The following is an 18230-nucleotide window of genomic DNA, read 5'->3' as shown; positions in this document are numbered from 1 at the left end:
CGACGGCGTCCACGGAAGAGAATCAAGGAGAACTGATGGAACTATGGCCCGGCGATGCGTATCCCCTGGGAGCCACCTACGACGGCACGGGGACGAACTTCGCGCTCTACAGCGAGATCGCGGACTCCGTTGTCCTGTGCCTCTTCGACGACGACGGCGTTGAGACCTGCATCGAACTGAAGGAGGTCGACGGCTACGTCTGGCACGGCTACCTTCCCCATGTGACCCCCGGACAGAAGTACGGCTACCGTGTCCACGGCCCGAACAACCCGGCTGAGGGACACCGCTGCAACCCGAACAAGCTCCTCCTCGACCCCTACGCGAAGGCCATCTCCGGTGACCTCGACTGGGACCAGGCGCTGTTCGGCTACAACTTCGGCGATCCGGACTCGGTCAACAACGAGGACTCCGCGGCGCACATGATGCTCGCCGTCGTCGTCAACCCCTTCTTCAACTGGGACGGCGACCGCATGCCGCGGACGCCGTACCACCAGTCCGTGATCTACGAGGCACACGTCAAGGGCCTTACCCAGCTGCACCCCGACGTCCCCGAGGAGCAGCGCGGCACCTACGCGGGCGTCGCGCACCCGTCGGTGATCGCGCACCTGCAGAAGCTCGGCGTCACGGCGATCGAGCTGATGCCCGTGCACCAGTTCGTCAACGACAGCACCCTGCAGGAGAAGGGCCTCTCGAACTACTGGGGCTACAACACCATCGGGTTCTTCGCCCCGCACAACAAGTACAACTCCACGGGTGACCAGGGCGAGCAGGTCCAGGAGTTCAAGGCCATGGTGCGCGAGCTGCACCTCGCAGGCATCGAGGTCATCCTCGACGTCGTGTACAACCACACGGCCGAGGGCAACCACATGGGCCCCACCATCTCGATGCGCGGTATCGACAACGCGTCCTACTACCGCCTGGTGGAGGACGACAAGCAGTACTACATGGACACCACGGGCACCGGCAACTCGCTGAACGTCGGTAACCCGCACTCCCTGCAGCTGCTCATGGACTCCCTGCGCTACTGGGTCACAGAGATGCACGTCGACGGGTTCCGCTTCGACCTCGCCTCCGCGCTCGCCCGCGAGTTCTACGAGGTGGACCGCCTCTCGGCGTTCTTCGAACTCGTGCAGCAGGACCCCATCGTCTCCCAGGTCAAGCTCATCGCCGAGCCATGGGACGTCGGACCCGGCGGTTACCAGGTGGGCAACTTCCCGCCGCAGTGGACGGAATGGAACGGCAAGTACCGCGACACCGTCCGCGACTTCTGGCGCGGCGAGCCCTCCAGCATCGGCGAGTTCGCCTCGCGCCTGACCGGCTCGGCCGACCTCTACGAGCACAGCATGCGGCGCCCTGTTGCATCGATCAACTTCGTCACCGCCCACGACGGCTTCACCCTGCGGGACCTCGTGTCCTACAACGAGAAGCACAACGAGGCCAACGGCGAGGACAACAACGACGGCGAATCGCACAACCGCTCCTGGAACGGCGGCATCGAGGGACCCACCGACGATCCGGACGTCCTCGCGATCCGCGTGCGCCAGCAGCGCAACTTCATCGCCACGCTGCTGCTCTCGCAGGGTGTCCCCATGCTGCTCCACGGCGACGAGCTCGGCCGCACGCAGGACGGCAACAACAACACCTACTGCCAGGATTCAGAGCTCAGCTGGGTGCACTGGGACAAGATGGACCAGCCGCTGCTCGAATTCACCGCAGCGGTGAACCGCCTGCGCTCGGAGCACCCCACGTTCCGCCGTCGCCGGTTCTTCGACGGGCGCCCCGTGCGCCGCGGCGAGGGCGAGGCGCTGCCGGACATCGTCTGGCTGGACACCTCCGGCGAGCTCATGGCTCCCGAGGACTGGGACAGCGGGTTCGGGCGCTCGATCGGGGTCTTCCTCAACGGGCAGGGCATCCAGGGCCGTGACGCCCGCGGGCAGCGCATCGTGGACGCCAACTTCCTGCTGTACTTCAACGCGCACGATGAGGCCGTGGACTTCACGGTGCCGTCGGACGAGTACGGCACGTCGTGGGACGAGGTGATCGATACTGCCGGAAGGTACGCCGACACCGCGGCGATCCCGGCCGGAGTGACCCTCTCGGTCGAGGGCAAGTCCATGGTCGTCCTGCGGGCACACTCCGAGGTCGAGGACCTGGACCACTCGGTCGCGGCGTCCCTGGCGATCCTCGCCAACGAGGTCACCGCCAAGACCGGCACCCCCTAAGCACCACCCGCACAGCCCCATCCGCTCCAGTCCATGTCCCAGGAGGACCCCCACGTGTTGACACCGAAATCCACCTACCGGCTGCAGATCCGGAGCGAGTTCGACCTGCAGCGGGCCGCGGCCCTGGTGCCCTACCTGCACGACCTCGGGGTGGACTGGGTGTACCTGTCGCCGATCCTGACGGCGGAGAAGGGGTCCGGTCACGGCTACGACGTGACCGACCCCGCCACCGTCGATCCCGACCGCGGTGGCCCGGACGGCCTCGCCGCTCTCAGCGAGGCCGCCCGGGCGGCGGGCATGGGGGTGCTCGTCGACATCGTGCCGAACCACATGGGCATCGAGACGCCCGCCGACAACGCCTGGTGGTGGCAGCTTCTGAAGGAGGGCCGCACCTCGCGCATGGCGGATGCGTTCGACGTCGACTGGGAAGCCGGGAACGGGCGCGTCCGCGTGCCCGTTCTCGGTGACGGCGACGACGAACTGGCCCAGCTCGAGGTGGTCGACGGCGAGCTGCGCTACTACGACAACCGGTACCCGATCGCCGAGGGGACGGCGCACCCCGGGGACACGGGTGCCGAGGTGCACGCCCGCCAGCACTACGAACTCGTCAACTGGCGTCGCGCCGACAGCGAGCTGAACTACCGGCGTTTCTTCGCCGTGAACACCCTCGCGGGCCTGCGCGTCGAGGTCCCCTGGGTGTTCGAGGAGAGTCACAGCGAGGTCAAGCGCTGGTTCGACGAGGGACTCGTGGACGGCCTGCGGATCGACCACCCGGACGGCCTCGCCGATCCCAAGGGCTACCTCGAGGATCTCCGCTCCCTCACCGGCGGCGCCTACGTGCTCGTGGAGAAGATCCTCGAGCCGGGTGAGAAGATGCCGGAGGACTGGGCCACCCAGGGGACCACGGGCTACGACGCGCTCGCGGACATCGACCGGCTCTTCACCGACCCTGCCGGGGAGCACGCCCTCACGGCGTCGGTCCCCGTGGACCCTTTCCACGAGATGATCCACGGCACCAAGCGCGGCATCGCGGACGGCATCCTGCGCTCGGAGGTGCTGCGGATCGCGCGGCTCGTCCCCGCCGACGCCGGGCTCGACGCCGGCGTCGCAGCGGATGCGATCGCCGAATTGCTGACCTGCTTCCCGGTGTACCGCAGCTACCTGCCCGGTGGCGCGGAGTACCTCGCCGAGGCGGTACGGGACGCCCAGGTGCGTCGGCCGGACCTGGCGGACACCATCACCGCGCTCCACCCGCTCCTCAACCCGTTCCTGGACGGGGGCCCGGGAGAGCTGACGGAGCTCGCGCAGCGGTTCCAGCAGACCTCCGGCATGGTCATGGCGAAGGGCGTCGAGGACACGGCGTTCTACCGGTACTCGCGGCTCGTCTCCCTCAACGAGGTGGGCGCAGACCCGGGCATCTTCGCGATCGATCCGCTGGAACTGCACCGGCGACTGCTCGAGCGTCAGACGGACAGCCCGCTGGCCATGACCACCCTCAGCACCCACGACACCAAGCGCAGCGAGGACACCCGGACGCGCATCTCGGTGCTGTCCGAGATCGCCGAGGAGTGGACGGGCATCCTTGGGCAGCTCGAGGAGTTGGCGCCCATCAAGGACCCCACCTTCGCGCCGCTGCTCTGGCAGTCCCTCATCGGTGCGTGGCCGTTGAGCAGGGAACGTGCCCACGCGTACGCCGAGAAGGCGTCGCGCGAGGCGGACCTCAGCACCCACTGGACCGCACCGGACGAGGAGTTCGAACGCGGCATGCATGCCGCCGTCGACGCCGCGTTCGACGACGACGCCGTCACCAGCATCATCTCCGACCTCGTGGAGCGCATCCAGGCAGCCGGCTGGTCGAACTCCATCGCACTGAAGCTGCTGCAGCTGACCATGCCGGGCGTACCCGACGTGTACCAGGGCACCGAATTCTGGGACACGTCCCTCGTGGACCCGGACAACCGGCGCGAGGTCGATTACGACGCACGCCGGCAGGTGCTGACCGACCTGAACTTCGGGGCGCTGCCCCAGCTCGGGGCGGATGCGCACGCCAAGCTGCTCGTGGTCTCACGTGCCCTCAAGCTGCGCCGCGACCGGCCCGAGCTGTTCTCCGGCTACACCGCCGTGGCTGCGACCGGTGAGGCCGCCGACCACGTCTTCGGCTTCGACCGCGGGGGCGCCATCACGCTCGTCACCCGCCTGCCGTACGGACTCGCAGAACGCGGGGGTTGGGGCGACACCACGTTCGAACTGCCGGCCGGTAGCTACACGTGTGCACTCACCGGCACCGCGGTGACCGGAGGCACGGTGCGTGCAGCCGACATCTTCTCCACCTACCCCGCAGCCCTACTCGTCCAGGAGGACGCCTCATGAGTTCCATCTTCGACGTCTGGGCACCCCGCGCCGAGTCCCTGATCCTCGTCGCGGACGGCACGCAGTACGCGATGACCGAGGGCGAAGGCGGATGGTGGCATCCCACCGATCCGCCGTCGTCGTCGGATGTCTCCTACGGCTACCTCGTCAACGGGTCGGACACCCCGGTGCCCGACCCGCGGTCGCGCCGGCAGCCCGAGGGCGTGCACAAGCTGTCCCGCACCTTCGATCCGGCAGCGCACGCCTGGCAGGACGAGTCCTGGCAGTCTCCCGGCCTGACCGGTGGGGTCGTCTACGAGATGCACCTCGGCACCTTCACCCCCGAGGGGACGCTGGACGCGGCGATCGGCAAGCTCGACTACCTCGTGGACCTCGGCGTGCAGTTCGTGGAGCTGCTGCCGGTCAACGCGTTCAACGGCACCCACAACTGGGGCTACGACGGGGTGCTCTGGTACGCCGTCCAGGAGACGTACGGTGGGCCGGCTGCGTACCAGCGCTTCGTCGACGCGGCACACCAGAAGGGTCTCGGGGTGATCCAGGACGTCGTCCACAACCACCTGGGTCCGAGCGGCAACTATCTCGGCCTCTTCGGCCCGTACCTCACCGAGGGCATGTCGAACACCTGGGGTGATTCCCTGAACCTCGACGGACCGCAGTCGGACGAGGTACGCGACTACGTGATCGAGAACCTGCTGATGTGGTTCCGCGACTACCACGTCGACGGACTCCGGCTCGACGCCGTGCACGCACTCCACGACGAGCGTGCAGTGCACATCCTCGAGGAGTTCGCGACGCGGACCGACGAGTGCGCCGCGGAACTCGGCAAACCGCTGTTCCTCATCGCCGAATCGGACCTCAACAACCCGCGCCTCATCCAGAGCCGTGACGCCGGTGGGTACGGCCTCGCCGGGCAGTGGAGCGACGACTTCCACCACGCGGTCCACGTGAACCTCACACGTGAGACCGAGGGGTACTACCTCGACTTCGACTCCGTCGGTGCGCTCGCGAAGGTCCTCGAGAAGGGGTTCTTCCACAACGGCACCTATTCGTCGTTCCGGGAACGGCACCACGGCCGGGAGATCGACCCGTCGCGGGTGTCGCCCCTGCAACTCGTCGTCGCGGCCCAGAACCACGACCAGATCGGCAACCGCGCAGCCGGTGACCGCATCAGCGCCACCCTGAACCCGGCGCAGCTCGCGCAGGCCGCGGTTCTGACCATCCTCGGTCCCTTCACCCCCATGCTCTTCATGGGGGAGGAGTACGGCGCTTCGACGCCGTGGCCTTTCTTCACGTCGCATCCCGAGCCGGAGCTCGGGAAGGCGACGGCGGAGGGGCGCCTGAAGGAGTTCGAGCGTATGGGGTGGCGTCCCGAGGACGTCCCCAACCCGCAGGACCCGGAGACGTTCGCGTCGGCGAAGCTGGACTGGTCCGAGGCGGAGCAGGGGCACCACGCCGAGCTGCTCTCCACCTACCGGGAACTCATCCGGCTGCGCCGGTCGCACCCTGAACTGCGGGATGCCGACTTCGGCAGTATCTCCGTGGACTTCGACGAGGAGAACCGCTGGATCGTGCTGCATCGCGGTAGCACCGACGTCATCCTGAACCTGAGTGATGCCATGGTGACCGTGCCGGTCCGCGGCGCCGACGCCGAAGTCCTGCTGGCCACGGTGGACGGTGTGGGCCTGCTCGCCGACACGGTCCAGCTCCCGCCCCATGCGTCGCTCGTCCTCAAGCCGGCGGTGGCGTAGGGCAGGAGCGGCTTCTGTCCTGCACCTCGCGCGTCGTCAGGCGGGCGGCGGTGAAGGCTGTGCGTCCGTGCTCCGTGTCGTTGGTCCTCAGGCGAGTAGGACTGGACCAGCTTTCCGTCCAGCATGGTGCTCGTCCTGAGCTGGGGTGCCGGGTAGTTGGGCCTTCCGTCCTGCATCGCGCCCGTCCTCATCCGGGTGGCGTAGGCCTGGATCGGCCTTCGTCGTGCACGGTGCTCGTCCTCAGGCACACGGTGTCGGACTGGACCGGCCATGGTCCTGCATGCTGCTCGGGCTCGGGCTCGGGCTGAGGCTGGGGTCGGGACCGGGACGCTGGAGCAGCCGAGTCTTCCGTCCGGCGCGAGGCTCGTCCACAGGCGGGCTGCGGCGTAGGGCAGCGGGGGTGGATCCCGTCCCGCAGGTCCCTTCTACCCTGCGCAGGACGGAGGCCTGGGGCAGGACTGTGCAAGGGTTCCGACAGGACTGGCGCCGGAGGAGCAACCCGCTCGTTCCCCTCGGCCATACTGGGCCGAATGCCCTTCCCTGAGGAGATGAGGTCCCGCCGCCGAAGGCGGCTGGACCCGAACGTATCAGGAGCGGGACCCGGCAAGAACGAGGTGGCGACAACGGCATGACCCTGGACATCACGACACTGCGAATAGCGTTCGGCGCCATCGCCATCACCCTCCTCGTCCTGTTCTATACGGTCTCGTTCCGCCAGACCCGCTCGGCCTACAGTGCCTGGTGGTGCGCGGCCATCGGGTTCTTCTTCACTGGGACTTCCGCGTTCCTGCTGGACGGCACGGTCCATCAGGTATGGGCCAACCCACTGGGAAATACCCTGCTGGTCATGGGTACGGTCAGCGTCTGGGCGGGAGCGCGAACGCTGCGCACGAGCAGGCCGGCGTGGCTCCAACTGGCGGCAGCGCCGCTGCTGACGCTGTTTGCGTCGTTCCTGGGCGATCCGGCCACCGACACATGGTCCGGCGGCGCCGTGTTGCTCGGGATGATGTCGCTGACCATAGGCCTCGCGTCCTGGGAACTATGGCGTCTACCAAGCAGCTACAGCAAGGTGCAGGCTCCTCTGGCGATGGCCTCCGGGTTCCTCGCGGTCCTCTATCTCGCACGGTGTATCGCATTCGTGGTGGGTGGTCAGAACGGGTACCTCTTCACCACTTTCTTCGGCTCCGGGATCACGACTCTGGTCACCATGCTCCTGCTCGTCGTCGTGTCGTTCAGTGCTGCGGCGCTGAGCGCGGAGCAGATCGCCACCGATCTGCGGGCACGCGCGGATCGGGATGCGCTGACAGGCCTGCTCAACCGATCGGGCTTCCTCGACGTCGCCGTTACCCAGGCGGACCGTCTGGAGCGCACGGGCCGTCCGGGGACGCTGATCCTCGCTGACCTCGACTACTTCAAGTCCGTCAACGACACCCACGGACATGCCGCCGGAGACGCGGTTCTGAAAGCCTTCGCCGAGGCATGCACGGAGACGGTGAGGTCCACCGACCTCGTGGGGCGCTACGGCGGTGAGGAGTTCATCTTCCTGTTGCCGGGCGCCTCGGTGGGCAGGAGCGAGGACATCACCCGGGATGTAAGCATGGCTCTCCGGGGTTACTCGACTCCCGGGGGTTTCGAGTTGCCGACCGTCAGCTACGGGATCGTTGCGATCGAGGCCGTCGACTACGACCTCGACGCCGCCATAGCTGCTGCCGATCGCGCGCTGTATGCAGCGAAGGCCAGCGGTCGGGACCGCTCGATGCGGGCGATCGGGCCCGCCCTTGAGAAGGAGCGGGGCTCCTCGACGGACACCCCTGACGATTCAGTGAGCGTCTGAGTACGCGTTCACCGTCGGTCGTCGCGTCGCGTCGCGTCGCGTCGCGTCGCGTCGCGTCGGTCGTCGGTCGTCGCGTCGCGTCGGTCGTCTCGACATTGCGCCGTCCGCCGTGGACCGTCGAGAGTCAGCACAGTAGCTCCCTGTGCTCGTTGCGACGTGGCACCCGCCGGGGATCGACATAGGCCGGGGGAGTGAACCACGGGATGCCGTTCCTCACGTCGATGGTCCAGTTTCCCTGCTCGACGAGCCGGTGGTGGAAAGAACAGAGCAGGCACCCGTTCGAGATGTCTGTTCGTCCACCGTCCATCCAGGGCGTGACGTGGTGCGCTTCGGTCCAGACCGCCGGGATGGTGCAGGAGGGGAAGGCACAACCCTTGTCCCGTGCAACCAAGGCCCGTCGCTGAGCCACCCCGAAAAGACGACGTGCGCGGCCGACATCGAGGATCTCGCCGTGACCACCCAGGACGATCGGGATGATGTCCGCATTGCAGGCCATCTTCCTGACCACCCGCGCACTGATGGGACCACCGAAGACGCTATGGCCCGCCCCAGGGCCGACGGCCGATCGGTGCCAGGTTTCGCCGGTCGAGGAGCGTGACTCTCCCACATGCTCGCGCCCGACATCAACGGTGCTGGGGTATCCGATGGTTTCGGGTGGGGCGCCCACATCGCGCGAGGGGCTGTGCCCTCCGGGCCATGTACCCGGGTTGTCGGGGTAGCCGATGGTTTCAGCCAGGGCACTGGCGTTGCGCGACCGGCTGTCCACTCCTGGCTCGCCGGGGGTCTCGTTCCTCCGACCGTGCTCGCCGTAGGTGCTTCCCGCCCAGTGGTGAACTCGTTGCTGCACCTGTCCGACGAGAGACCGGTAGTCGATGGTGACCATGACCTGAGGACGATGACCACCCGTCGCAGGCAGGGTATCGGTCGCGAGGGCGACCTGGCAGGCTCCCACGAGCCCGTCGAGCAGGAGTTGAGGACGCGTTCTCCTCTCGAACGAATCGGCGCCCGCGTCATGGGAGATTGTTCGCGCCTCCTGGACCGGCATGGGGACGGATCCCGGTCCAGCAGGGTCACCGGCCAGGATCTCGGTGGCGGGCGCGGGTGCAGAATCGGGTTCAGCACGGTCATGAGCCTCGGAACAACCCGAGTGAGGGCTTACGGCATCCTTGCCCTGCCCCTGGTGATCTGACCTCAATCGGGGATTGGCGGCGGTGTTCATCACCGTCACGAGGTACTCGAACTGCTCGTCATCAGCCGCTATCTCGAGCCGCTGCAACCCGCGTCGCCTCCCCCTGAGGAAGACGCCCTGCTGAGCTCGCAGCGTCTCCTCCGTGGGTTCGGCACCGTCCGGATCCAGTACAGACTCCCACCGACGCAGCACTGTTTGAAGTAGGTCGCCATCGGCTTCGATGGCCTGGGCTGTGAGATTGTCCTCCATGGCGCGCACTGCTGCCGGTGTGGCACTTGTGCGGACCCGATCCACACCATTGCTGATCTGCGTGGCTGCATATGCTCCGACCTCGCCGGCTCGGAATGCTGCTGCCAGCACCCCGTAGCGCGGCGGACACCGGTCGCCGGTCAGGGTCGGCTGTTCCGTGACGGCCAGTCCGAGTCGCACCCGCCGTCGGGCTTCGACCCTGGTGATACGAAGCCGAGCCCGGAGGAAGTCGGCGGTGTCCTTGAACTCGGCCTGCTCCCGTGGATCGGTGTCGCCGGCCGTCGAGACAGGGCTCGACCACGACAGCGGCGCTGAACTCTCCGCGACGTTCGTGATGTGCTGCCGTTCCGCGGCGGCCGCTCCCACAACCTGCAGGTACTCCACCGTGCGGGCGAGGGCCTCCACTGTTGCCAGCGACGCCACCAGTTCGGCCACCGGAAGGAGATCCGCCTCGGCGGCGAATCGCTGCCCCACCATGGTCAACCTCGGTGCGAGGGAGGTCAGGGAGTCCTGCATGCCGGCTGCGGGGTCCACGAGCGCGAGTGACATGACTCGACTTTATTAGGATCTATGTACTATTGATGCTCATCGAACGCTATGTGGACAACTCGTTGCCGGACGTTCCCTTCCCGGACAATCCGCTTCCTTGACCGGCTCAGCACCTCGGACCAAATCCCTGAGGGAATCGGGGAAGGCGACCATTGCACCGCACCACCGCACCTCCGGCGGCGCTCCAGGGCGTTGTTCTGCTTGAATCGTGCAGGAAGGACGAGGCGGCGGACGTTCCGACCCGACCGAGACTCTTCCACCTCTCGAAGACTCCGATTCCTTCAGGCCTCTGGCAGGGTGATGTGGATGGGTGCGGCATCGGATGGCCAGGTCTGTTCCTGGGACCTGGCCCGGCTGACGCACATCATCTCCCTGCCCGAGACGGTCAGGACGGAACACCTGGATCGGCTCCTCGACGGAGAGCCGGTCCGAGACCCGAAGGACACCTGATGCTGCGATTCCGAGAAGCCGCCCCGGACGATTGGCCGGGCATCTGGGCCATCATGAAGCCGGTTGCCCGAGCCGGCGAGACCTACTGCTGGGACACATCCATCGATGAGACCGCGGGACGGCAGGAATGGCTTCCCGGTACGTCCGGGTCCGATCCGACGCTCGTCGTCTTCGTGGCCGTGGAGGCGGGCACCGACCGTGTGGTGGGTACGGCACAATTGCACGCCAATCGGGGCGGCAACGGCGCACACGTCTCCAACGCATCCTTCCTCGTCGCCGCCGATGCCGGGGGCAGGGGTGTGGGCCGGGCACTCGCAGGACACGTGCTCGACGAAGCGCGAGCAGCGGGTTACACCGCGATGCAGTTCAACGCCGTCGTGGAGACGAACGAGCGGGCCGTCGCCCTGTGGATCTCACTCGGCTTCTCGATCATCGGGACCGTGCCCGGCGCATTCGTGCACCCGTCCGCGGGACCGACCGGCCTCCACATCATGCATCGGTTCCTCTGAGGCCGGCTCACCGCCGGAACATGGAAGGGGAAGGACGACGGCGGTCGTCCTCCTGCCCCGCCGATGACGACGCCGGTTCGGACGGGTGGGGCGACGGCGGACGCATCCGAATGCGGAAGGGGTGGGACGGCGGTGGCCGCCATCCTGCCCGGTGGACAACCCCGCCCGTTCAGGGTGGGTCCGAACAGCTGCGGGCGCGATCCGCCGGACCTGAGCCGGGGCGGGATCAGCGGTTGGTCCACGATCGTGCCGGAGGGCCACCCCGTCCGCCGACCCGAGCCGTTGTGCGACATGAACGCGAAAGTTAGCATGATGCCCGGGGAGGGTCCAGGTCTCACCCGATCTCCGTCAGGAGTAGTCCGATGACCGATTTCTTCACCATGCAGCCCGGCGAGACTGCTGCTCCGCTGCCGGACCGGCCGGTCCTGTGCACCGGGTCGGCGACGATGCGCCGCATCCACCGGTTCTTCCTGTGGGCGTACGACGAGGCGCCCGGCCTGGTGCGATCCGTGCAGCCGCACGATACCACCCGAGCAGAGTACGTCGGCGAGGTGCTCGGGAACTTCGACAAGCTGCTCCACCTCCACCACGAGGGCGAGGACGTGCTCATGTACCCGCAGTTGGCGGAGCGGGCACCGGCGTGCGCGTTGCACGTGGAGCAGATGCTCGAGCACCACCGGCAGGTCACACAGCGCCTCGAGGCCATCGAGCCCGTCCGCCTGCGCTGGATGACCACGGCGGACGCTGAGGCCGGGGACGACCTCGCCCAGCGCTATACGGACCTGTGCACCGTTCTTCAGGTGCACCTGCGCCGCGAAGTCACGGAGGTGATGCCGGTCGTGGACCGGGTGCTGACCGAGCGGGAGTTCAAGGGAGCCGGGCAGCACGGGATCAACCAGCTGGACAAGAACTTCCTGGTCGGCAACCTCGGGATGGTGCTGGCAACGAATCCGCCGGCGGACCAGAAGGATCTCCTCAGGGAGATCCCACCGCCGGTCCGCCTCGCCTACCGCCTCATCGGGCGCAGGATGTACCGGCGACAGTACTCCACGCTCTTCCCGGGACGCGCCATCCCTGAGACGCTCTAGCCCACTCGGTGAGCCGGGCGGTCGGGAACGGCCGAGCGCCCGACGGCGCGGCCAAGGAGGCCCCGGACATCAGGGCCTCGGTGGAGCCGATCATCCCTCCGCAGGTGACCACCCGCGGCCGCCACGCTCCGGTGCGGCCGCACCGCTGACGGGACAGGGCCGAAGCAGTCGGGCCGAAAGCGGACGGCGATCGCGCTCGAGGATGCACTTCCGGGACACAATGGGCGCATGAGTGCCACGACACCCGTCCCCGATCCACTCCTCGGCGTCTGGGCCACGCTCGGCGAACCGCGCCTGACCGCTGCGCTGGCAGGATCGGGCGTCGGCTGGGTAGGCCTCGACGCACAGCACGGGCACTTCGACGACCGCGCCCTCCGCGACACACTGGGTCACCGGACGGAGGGAGCGGCACCGATGCTCGTCCGCGTCGCCGTGAACGACGCCGCGCTGATCGGTCGGGCGCTCGACGCGGGAGCCGACGGCGTCGTCGTGCCCCTCGTGGACAGCGTTGCCGACGCCGAGGCAGCGGTGGCAGCAAGCCACTACCCACCCCATGGCGGACGCAGCTGGGGGCCGCTGCCGGGCAGCGATCCGGTCCACAGCCCCGGCTCCGACGGCGGCAGGCACGCGGTACCGCTGTGCGCCGTGATGATCGAGACCGCTGCCGCGCTCGCTGCGGTCGACGCGATCGCCGCCGTACCCGGCGTCGACATGATCTTCGTGGGCCCGTTCGACCTGTCGCTCGCACTGGGGACGGACGTCGACCACCTCCTCGCGTCGCACGGTAACGAGGACGCACCTCTCGCACGGATCACCCGCGCCTGCACGCATGCCGGGATCGCCGCCGGCGCCTACGCCGGCACCCCCGAGCGGGCGGTGCTGCTCGCTGCGGCCGGCTTCCGGTGGATCGCCGCCACCACCGACGCCGCACTGGTGACCCTCGGGGTCGAGGACGTGCGCCGGCGGGTGCGGTCCAGGCGATCGACTCACACCCAGGACGCCCGCAGCGCGGGGAACGCCTCCTCGTAGCCCGCGAGCGCCCTCGCGGCCGCGTGGAACGAGTCGACCAGCGGATGCCCCGCGAAGGCGCGCAGGGCGGCATCGCGGTCGTGGTGGACCGCCGCCTGGACCGTGTCCCGCTCCACGGCCTTGACCGCGGACATGAGTCCCAGCTGGTGCGACGTCAGGGGCGCCGCGGGCAGGGGACGGGCGCCGTTCACATCGACCGTGGACGGCACCTCCACGACGGCTTCTTCCGGCAGCCCGGGGAACGTCTGGCCATTGCGCACGTTGAGGATCAGCTCGGCACGCCGACCCGTGAGCAACGCCCGCATCACCTGCAGGGCCACCCGCTCGTAGCCGCCGCCGGCGAGGTCCGCCTCGTCGCGCTCCTCGTCCTCCGAGCGGGCCTCGGCGAGGTATCCCGATTCACGCTCGCGGCGCGCGGCCTCCCACGCGGCGAACGGGGCATCGGCGGCGAGGAGGCGCGGGTAGAGATCCCGCTGCTGGTCGCGGAGGATCTCCCCGCGCGTCCTGTCCGCACCGCCGATCGAGCGGAGGGCCTCCCGATGGAAGTAGTAGTAGAAGAGGTACTCGTTGGGCAGGGAGCCGAGCACCCGGAGAAGGTCGGGACCGAAGAGCCGTCCCTCCTCGAAGCCCGCGAGGCGCACCGGATCGTCGAGCAGTGCGGGGAGGCGGTCGGTCCCGCCGTCGTCGAGCCTGCGGAGCCACCCCAGGTGGTTGAGGCCCACGTAGTCGACGCCGGCGAGCGTACCGCGCAGGTCCACGCGTGCCGCCCGTGCCGCACGGGTGACGAGGCCCGACGCCGAATCGCAGATCCCGATGATCCGGTGTCCCAGGACGGCGGCGAGCGCCTCGGTGACCATCCCGGCAGGGTTCGTGAAGTTGACGAGCCAGGCGTCCGGCGCGACGGCGCGCATCGCCGTGGCGACACGCATCATGTCGGGGATGGAACGGAGGGCGTAGGAGATGCCGCCGGCACCGACGGTCTCCTGGCCGAGCAGCCCGGCGGACAGGGCGACGCGTTCGTCCAGGACCCGCCCCTCCGCCCCGCCGCTACGGACCGCCGCGAACACGATGTCGGCATCCTGCAGCGCATCCTCGAGCCTGTCCTCCACCCGCACCGACGGCGCGGGATGCTCCCCGTGCAGCGGCACGGCGTCGAGCACGCGGGCGATCGCGTGGGCCCGCTCGGGCCGGGCGTCCAGCAGGACGACGTCGGACACGAGCCCGGCGAAGGGACCGTCGGCGAGCGCACGGTAGACCAGCGGGACGCGGAAGCCCCCGCCGCCCACGATGACGAGGCGTGCGCCGGGTCCCACCGTCTCGGGCATGGTTCGTCCCACTTCCGTTTGCGCCGTGATCGGGCGTCCGACCGGTTCCTCGGCGACACAGCCGCTGCGCGACCGGCGCCTTGCACGTATTCTGCCGTACATGCTCCAACAGCACCGCTTCGATCCGCTGGCGGCCACCCGTAGCCCGGACGGGCCCGAATTCGACCTCCTCCTCGCCGGCCAGGTGTTCTTCGACATCATCTTCACGGGCCTCGAGCAGCTGCCGTCGCCGGGCACGGAGGTCTGGACCGAGGGGATGGGTTCCGGGCCGGGCGGGATCGCCAACCAGGCGATCGCCGCGAGCCGGCTGGGCCTGCGCACCACCCTCGCGGCTGCCTTCGGCGACGACGGGTACGGCCAGTTCAACTGGGACGTGCTGCAGGACCAGGAGCACGTGGACCTCTCGCGGTCGCGCGTGTTCGGGCGGTGGCACTCCCCGGTCACGGTCTCCCTCTCGGTGCATCAGGACCGCTCGATGATCACGCACGGGCACGCGTCTCCGCTACGGGCCTCCGAACTGATCGGTGCGCCGCCGTCGTGCCGCGCTGCCATCGTCAGCCTGGACCGCGAGGTGGAGCCCTGGGCCAAGGCTGCCGCGGCCAATGGCACCAAGCTGTTCGGCGACGTGGGCTGGGACCCTGCAGGGGAGTGGGCACCCGAGACTCTGGCCACGCTCGACCACTTCCACGCGTTCATGCCGAACGCCGCCGAGGCCATGGCCTACACCCGCACCGATGATCCGTGGGCCGCGCTGTACGCGCTCGCTGACCGCGTCCCCGTGGCCGTGGTGACGGTCGGGCAGCAGGGCGCCATGGCGATCGACTCGCAGACCGGTGAGGAGGAGTGGGTGCCGGCCCTGCCCGTGTCCGCCTACGACCCGACCGGGGCGGGCGACTGCTTCGGGGCGGCGTTCGTCATGGGCGACCTCGCGGGTTTCCCGCTCGCCGACCGCCTCCGCTTCGCGAATCTCTGCGCCTCACTCTCCGTCCAGCACGTGGGCGGTTCCCTGGCCGCACCCGGATGGGGCGACATCGCCGACTGGTGGCACTCGGTCAACGCGGGCCGTGACGGCATCCGGCGGCAGTGGGTGCGGCGGTACGCCTTTCTGGAGGACCTGGTGTCGGACGTCCCCACGGAGGCGGTGCGCCGGGCGACGGCCACGATCGCCCGCCACTCCGACGCGTCGCCCTCGTTCCGCCCGTCCGACGTCGGTGGGGACATGGACGGGACGGCCGAGGAGTCGGCGAGTGACCGGGAGAACTGCTCGCGCTGATGGGATGTCGCCGGGAACCGCCGGCGAGCCGGGGCTCCGGGCCGTCAACCGCGTAGCGCAGCAGCCTCTCCGAGCCAGCGGGCGTACAGCGCCCAGGGGTCTCCGACGCCCGCGGCGAGCCGCCCGACGTGCTGCTCGAGCTCCGGCGCCGCCTCGAACCACTCGGAGCGGTCGAGGCGCGAGTCCGCGAACTGCTCGTGCCGACGTCGCTCGACGAGCCGGTCACCGCGTTCGAACGCGAGGACCTCGTCGTGCCAGATCCTGGCCAGCCGCTGCCGCGGGTTCGCCGTCGTCCCGATCTTGATGCGGTCCCGGAACCGGAGGTAGTAGACGACGTCGACGCGCGGCGGCGGCAGGCCGTCGTCGAGGACGTCCCCGACCCGCCACTCGCATGCGGCGCACACCCAGCCGGAGGGATACCGCACACCCACCCGTGAGCCGCACGCCGCGCATGGCGCCGGCAGCAGGTCGGTGACGCCCCAGGAGCCCTCCGCCCACTCGGCGACCACCGCCACGTGCGCCGGACACAGCGGGAAGGGACTTTCGCCGGTCTCCCTGCCGCACGTCTGCCCGTCGTCGTCGGGCAGCACGCACCCCGGACCGGCGGGCAGGGAATCGAACACGGCTTCGATTGTTCCCCCTTCCCCGGGCACAGGCAAGCGATGATGACGGCGACCAAGCTGGCAGAATGGGACGGGTGACTTCCTCCGAACGCGCTGCAGAGATCGACCTCGACGCCCTGCGGCACAACATCCGGCACCTGCGCGACGTCGCGCACCCCGCCCGGGTCATGGCCGTGGTGAAGGCCGACGCCTACGGCCACGGCGCCGTCCCCGTGGCCCGGGCCGCGCTGGAGGCGGGAGCCGCCTGGCTCGGCGTCGCCCACATCGCCGAGGGCGTCGCCCTGCGGAAAGCGGGCATCGAGGCTCCCATCCTCGCGTGGCTGCACACCGCGGGCACCGACTTCACCGCCGGCGTCGAGCACGGACTGGACCTCGGGATCTCCGGGTGGGAACTCGACCACGTGGTCGCGGCGGCCCGCGAACTGGAGCGCCCCGCCATCGTGCACCTGAAGATCGACACCGGCCTCGGCCGGAACGGGTGTCCACCGGAGCAGTGGGACTCGCTGCTCAGCCGTGCCGTCGCCCACCAGGAGGAGGGGCTGATCCGCGTCGTCGGGATCTTCTCCCACCTCGCGGTCGCGGACGAGCCCGCACGGCCCGAGACCGACCTGCAGGTGCAGGCGTTCCGCGAGGCCGTCGCCGCCGCGGAGAACGCCGGGATCGACGTCGAGGTCCGGCACCTCGCCAACACCCCTGCCACGTTCTCGCGGCCCGACTGCCACTTCGACCTCGTACGCGTGGGCCTCGGCATCTACGGCCTCTCGCCCTTCTCCGACCAGGGCTCCGCCGACCTCGGCCTGCGGCCCGTCATGACCTTCAGCACCACCGTGTCGAACTGCAAGGAGGTGCCCGCCGGACAGGGCGTCTCCTACGGCTACGCCTACCGCACGCAGAAGCCCACCACGCTCGGACTCATCCCCGTCGGCTACGGCGACGGAGTGCCGCGCATCGCCACCGGAGCGCCTGTCCTCGTCGGGGGCCGCATCTACCCGGTGGTGGGGCGCATCGCGATGGACCAGCTCGTCATCGACTTCGGCACCACGGGCCTCGTCGGCTCACCGGAGAGCCCGCTCGGCAAGCGCGCGGTGCTCTTCGGCGGCACCGATGCACCCCCTGTGGAGGACTGGGCGGCAGCGGCCCAGACGATCAACTACGAGGTGGTCACCCGGATCAGCGGCCGCGTGGAACGCGTGTACGTGGATGCAGCGCAGGAGGCGCGTGATGACCGTCCTGCCTGAGTGGACGGTGGTGCACGAGGTCGGATCGGCCGCCGAGCTGCAGGCCCTCGCCGCCGCTCTGGCCCCCCACCTGCGCGCGGCGGACCTGCTGGTCCTGTCCGGTGAGCTGGGTGCCGGCAAGACGACGTTCACGCAGGGGCTCGGGCGTGGTCTCGGCGTCACGGACCGCATCATCTCGCCGACCTTCGTGCTCGTCCGCCAGCATGCCGCCGGCGGCAGCGGGCCCGGCCTCGTCCACGTCGACGCCTACCGCCTGGACGGTGCGGCCGCCGTGGACGACCTCGACCTCGAGGCCGGCATGGCAGCGAACGTCACGGTCGTCGAATGGGGAGCAGGCCGTGTGGAGCACCTCAGCGACAGCTGGCTGCGCGTGGACATCCTCCGGCCGGTCGGCGTCCTGCAGACCGCCGCGACCGGCGGACCGGTCACCGCGTTCGACGACGACGGCGAGGACGAGGTGCGTACCGTCACCCTCGCGGGCTTCGGTCCGCGCTGGCACGCCCGGCAACCCCCGCTCCTGCTCGACTAGGCTGG

General features: G+C 69.2%; 14 protein-coding genes. 11 read left to right on the top strand and 3 right to left on the bottom strand.

Going from position 1 to position 18230, the window contains the following annotated elements; translation table 11 throughout:
* Nucleotides 1-35: 35 nt before the first annotated feature.
* From glgX to CI785_RS14900, 4 genes are all read left to right on the top strand, one after another.
* Nucleotides 36-2222 (top strand): glycogen debranching protein GlgX, encoded by a 2187-nt coding sequence (gene glgX, locus CI785_RS14915; protein ID WP_105032882.1) that lies wholly within the window; start codon nt 36-38, stop codon nt 2220-2222.
* Between the two features lie 54 nt (nt 2223-2276).
* A complete protein-coding gene (treY, locus tag CI785_RS14910) occupies nt 2277-4592 on the top strand; it encodes a malto-oligosyltrehalose synthase (protein ID WP_105032881.1) in 2316 nt (771 codons plus the stop codon).
* Nucleotides 4589-6340: a malto-oligosyltrehalose trehalohydrolase gene (gene treZ / locus CI785_RS14905; RefSeq protein ID WP_105032880.1), complete on the top strand. Its 1752-nt coding sequence runs from the start codon at nt 4589-4591 to the stop codon at nt 6338-6340. The genes treY and treZ overlap by 4 nt, the downstream gene beginning before the upstream one ends.
* Before the next feature lie 628 nt (nt 6341-6968).
* Entirely contained in the window at nt 6969-8174 is a 1206-nt protein-coding gene (locus CI785_RS14900) for a GGDEF domain-containing protein (RefSeq protein WP_105032879.1), read from the top strand.
* Between the two features lie 124 nt (nt 8175-8298).
* On the opposite strand, the gene CI785_RS17590 is transcribed toward CI785_RS14900, so the two are convergent.
* A complete protein-coding gene (locus CI785_RS17590) occupies nt 8299-10161 on the bottom strand; it encodes an HNH endonuclease signature motif containing protein (protein ID WP_105032878.1) in 1863 nt (620 codons plus the stop codon).
* Between the two features lie 306 nt (nt 10162-10467).
* Between CI785_RS17590 and CI785_RS17205 the strand changes: the two genes are divergently transcribed.
* The 4 genes from CI785_RS17205 (at nt 10468) to CI785_RS14880 (ending at nt 13237) form a co-directional block, all read left to right on the top strand.
* Nucleotides 10468-10611 carry a hypothetical protein gene (locus CI785_RS17205; protein WP_157940289.1) on the top strand — a complete coding sequence of 48 codons (144 nt, stop codon included), beginning with the start codon at nt 10468-10470 and terminating at the stop codon, nt 10609-10611.
* Complete coding sequence (locus CI785_RS14890) at nt 10611-11120, top strand: GNAT family N-acetyltransferase (protein ID WP_105032877.1); 510 nt, start codon at nt 10611-10613, stop codon at nt 11118-11120. The genes CI785_RS17205 and CI785_RS14890 overlap by 1 nt, the downstream gene beginning before the upstream one ends.
* 362 nt (nt 11121-11482) lie before the next feature.
* The gene (locus tag CI785_RS14885) at nt 11483-12208 is read left to right on the top strand and encodes a hemerythrin domain-containing protein (protein ID WP_105032876.1); all 726 of its coding nucleotides are present in this window, start codon (nt 11483-11485) and stop codon (nt 12206-12208) included.
* Nucleotides 12209-12436: 228 nt separating this feature from the next.
* Nucleotides 12437-13237 (top strand): aldolase/citrate lyase family protein, encoded by an 801-nt coding sequence (locus CI785_RS14880; protein WP_105032875.1) that lies wholly within the window; start codon nt 12437-12439, stop codon nt 13235-13237.
* Here the strand turns inward: CI785_RS14880 and CI785_RS14875 are convergent.
* Nucleotides 13195-14562: a family 4 glycosyl hydrolase gene (locus CI785_RS14875; RefSeq protein ID WP_105032874.1), complete on the bottom strand. Its 1368-nt coding sequence runs from the start codon at nt 14560-14562 to the stop codon at nt 13195-13197. The genes CI785_RS14880 and CI785_RS14875 overlap by 43 nt on opposite strands.
* Before the next feature lie 100 nt (nt 14563-14662).
* Here CI785_RS14875 and CI785_RS14870 point away from each other — a divergent pair, with 100 nt between their 5' ends.
* Nucleotides 14663-15835: a carbohydrate kinase family protein gene (locus tag CI785_RS14870; RefSeq protein WP_105032873.1), complete on the top strand. Its 1173-nt coding sequence runs from the start codon at nt 14663-14665 to the stop codon at nt 15833-15835.
* A gap of 44 nt (nt 15836-15879) precedes the next feature.
* Here the strand turns inward: CI785_RS14870 and CI785_RS14865 are convergent, their stop codons facing one another.
* Nucleotides 15880-16458 (bottom strand): GIY-YIG nuclease family protein, encoded by a 579-nt coding sequence (locus CI785_RS14865; protein ID WP_420808251.1) that lies wholly within the window; start codon nt 16456-16458, stop codon nt 15880-15882.
* Nucleotides 16459-16523: 65 nt separating this feature from the next.
* Between CI785_RS14865 and alr the strand changes: the two genes are divergently transcribed.
* Nucleotides 16524-17696 carry an alanine racemase gene (gene alr / locus CI785_RS14860; RefSeq protein WP_105032872.1) on the top strand — a complete coding sequence of 391 codons (1173 nt, stop codon included), beginning with the start codon at nt 16524-16526 and terminating at the stop codon, nt 17694-17696.
* Nucleotides 17680-18225 carry a tRNA (adenosine(37)-N6)-threonylcarbamoyltransferase complex ATPase subunit type 1 TsaE gene (gene tsaE, locus CI785_RS14855; protein ID WP_105032871.1) on the top strand — a complete coding sequence of 182 codons (546 nt, stop codon included), beginning with the start codon at nt 17680-17682 and terminating at the stop codon, nt 18223-18225. Before alr ends, tsaE begins: the two co-directional genes overlap by 17 nt.
* Nucleotides 18226-18230 lie beyond the last annotated feature (5 nt).

This window comes from Arthrobacter ruber (assembly GCF_002954225.1).
GTDB classification, from domain to species: Bacteria; Actinomycetota; Actinomycetes; order Actinomycetales; family Micrococcaceae; genus Arthrobacter_D; species Arthrobacter_D ruber.
This window is presented reverse-complemented; position numbering and strand designations above follow the sequence as displayed.

Bases quoted from the DNA above. Each gene is read 5' to 3' on its own strand.
- glgX (WP_105032882.1), top strand. From the start codon at position 36: ATGGAACTATGGCCCGGCGATGCGTATCCCCTGGGAGCCACCTACGAC.
- treZ (WP_105032880.1), top strand. From the start codon at position 4,589: ATGAGTTCCATCTTCGACGTCTGGGCACCCCGCGCCGAGTCCCTGATC.
- CI785_RS14900 (WP_105032879.1), top strand. From the start codon at position 6,969: ATGACCCTGGACATCACGACACTGCGAATAGCGTTCGGCGCCATCGCC.
- CI785_RS17590 (WP_105032878.1), bottom strand. From the start codon at position 10,161: ATGTCACTCGCGCTCGTGGACCCCGCAGCCGGCATGCAGGACTCCCTG.
- CI785_RS17205 (WP_157940289.1), top strand. From the start codon at position 10,468: ATGGGTGCGGCATCGGATGGCCAGGTCTGTTCCTGGGACCTGGCCCGG.
- CI785_RS14890 (WP_105032877.1), top strand. From the start codon at position 10,611: ATGCTGCGATTCCGAGAAGCCGCCCCGGACGATTGGCCGGGCATCTGG.
- CI785_RS14885 (WP_105032876.1), top strand. From the start codon at position 11,483: ATGACCGATTTCTTCACCATGCAGCCCGGCGAGACTGCTGCTCCGCTG.
- CI785_RS14880 (WP_105032875.1), top strand. From the start codon at position 12,437: ATGAGTGCCACGACACCCGTCCCCGATCCACTCCTCGGCGTCTGGGCC.
- CI785_RS14875 (WP_105032874.1), bottom strand. From the start codon at position 14,562: ATGCCCGAGACGGTGGGACCCGGCGCACGCCTCGTCATCGTGGGCGGC.
- CI785_RS14870 (WP_105032873.1), top strand. From the start codon at position 14,663: ATGCTCCAACAGCACCGCTTCGATCCGCTGGCGGCCACCCGTAGCCCG.
- alr (WP_105032872.1), top strand. From the start codon at position 16,524: ATGGGACGGGTGACTTCCTCCGAACGCGCTGCAGAGATCGACCTCGAC.
- tsaE (WP_105032871.1), top strand. From the start codon at position 17,680: ATGACCGTCCTGCCTGAGTGGACGGTGGTGCACGAGGTCGGATCGGCC.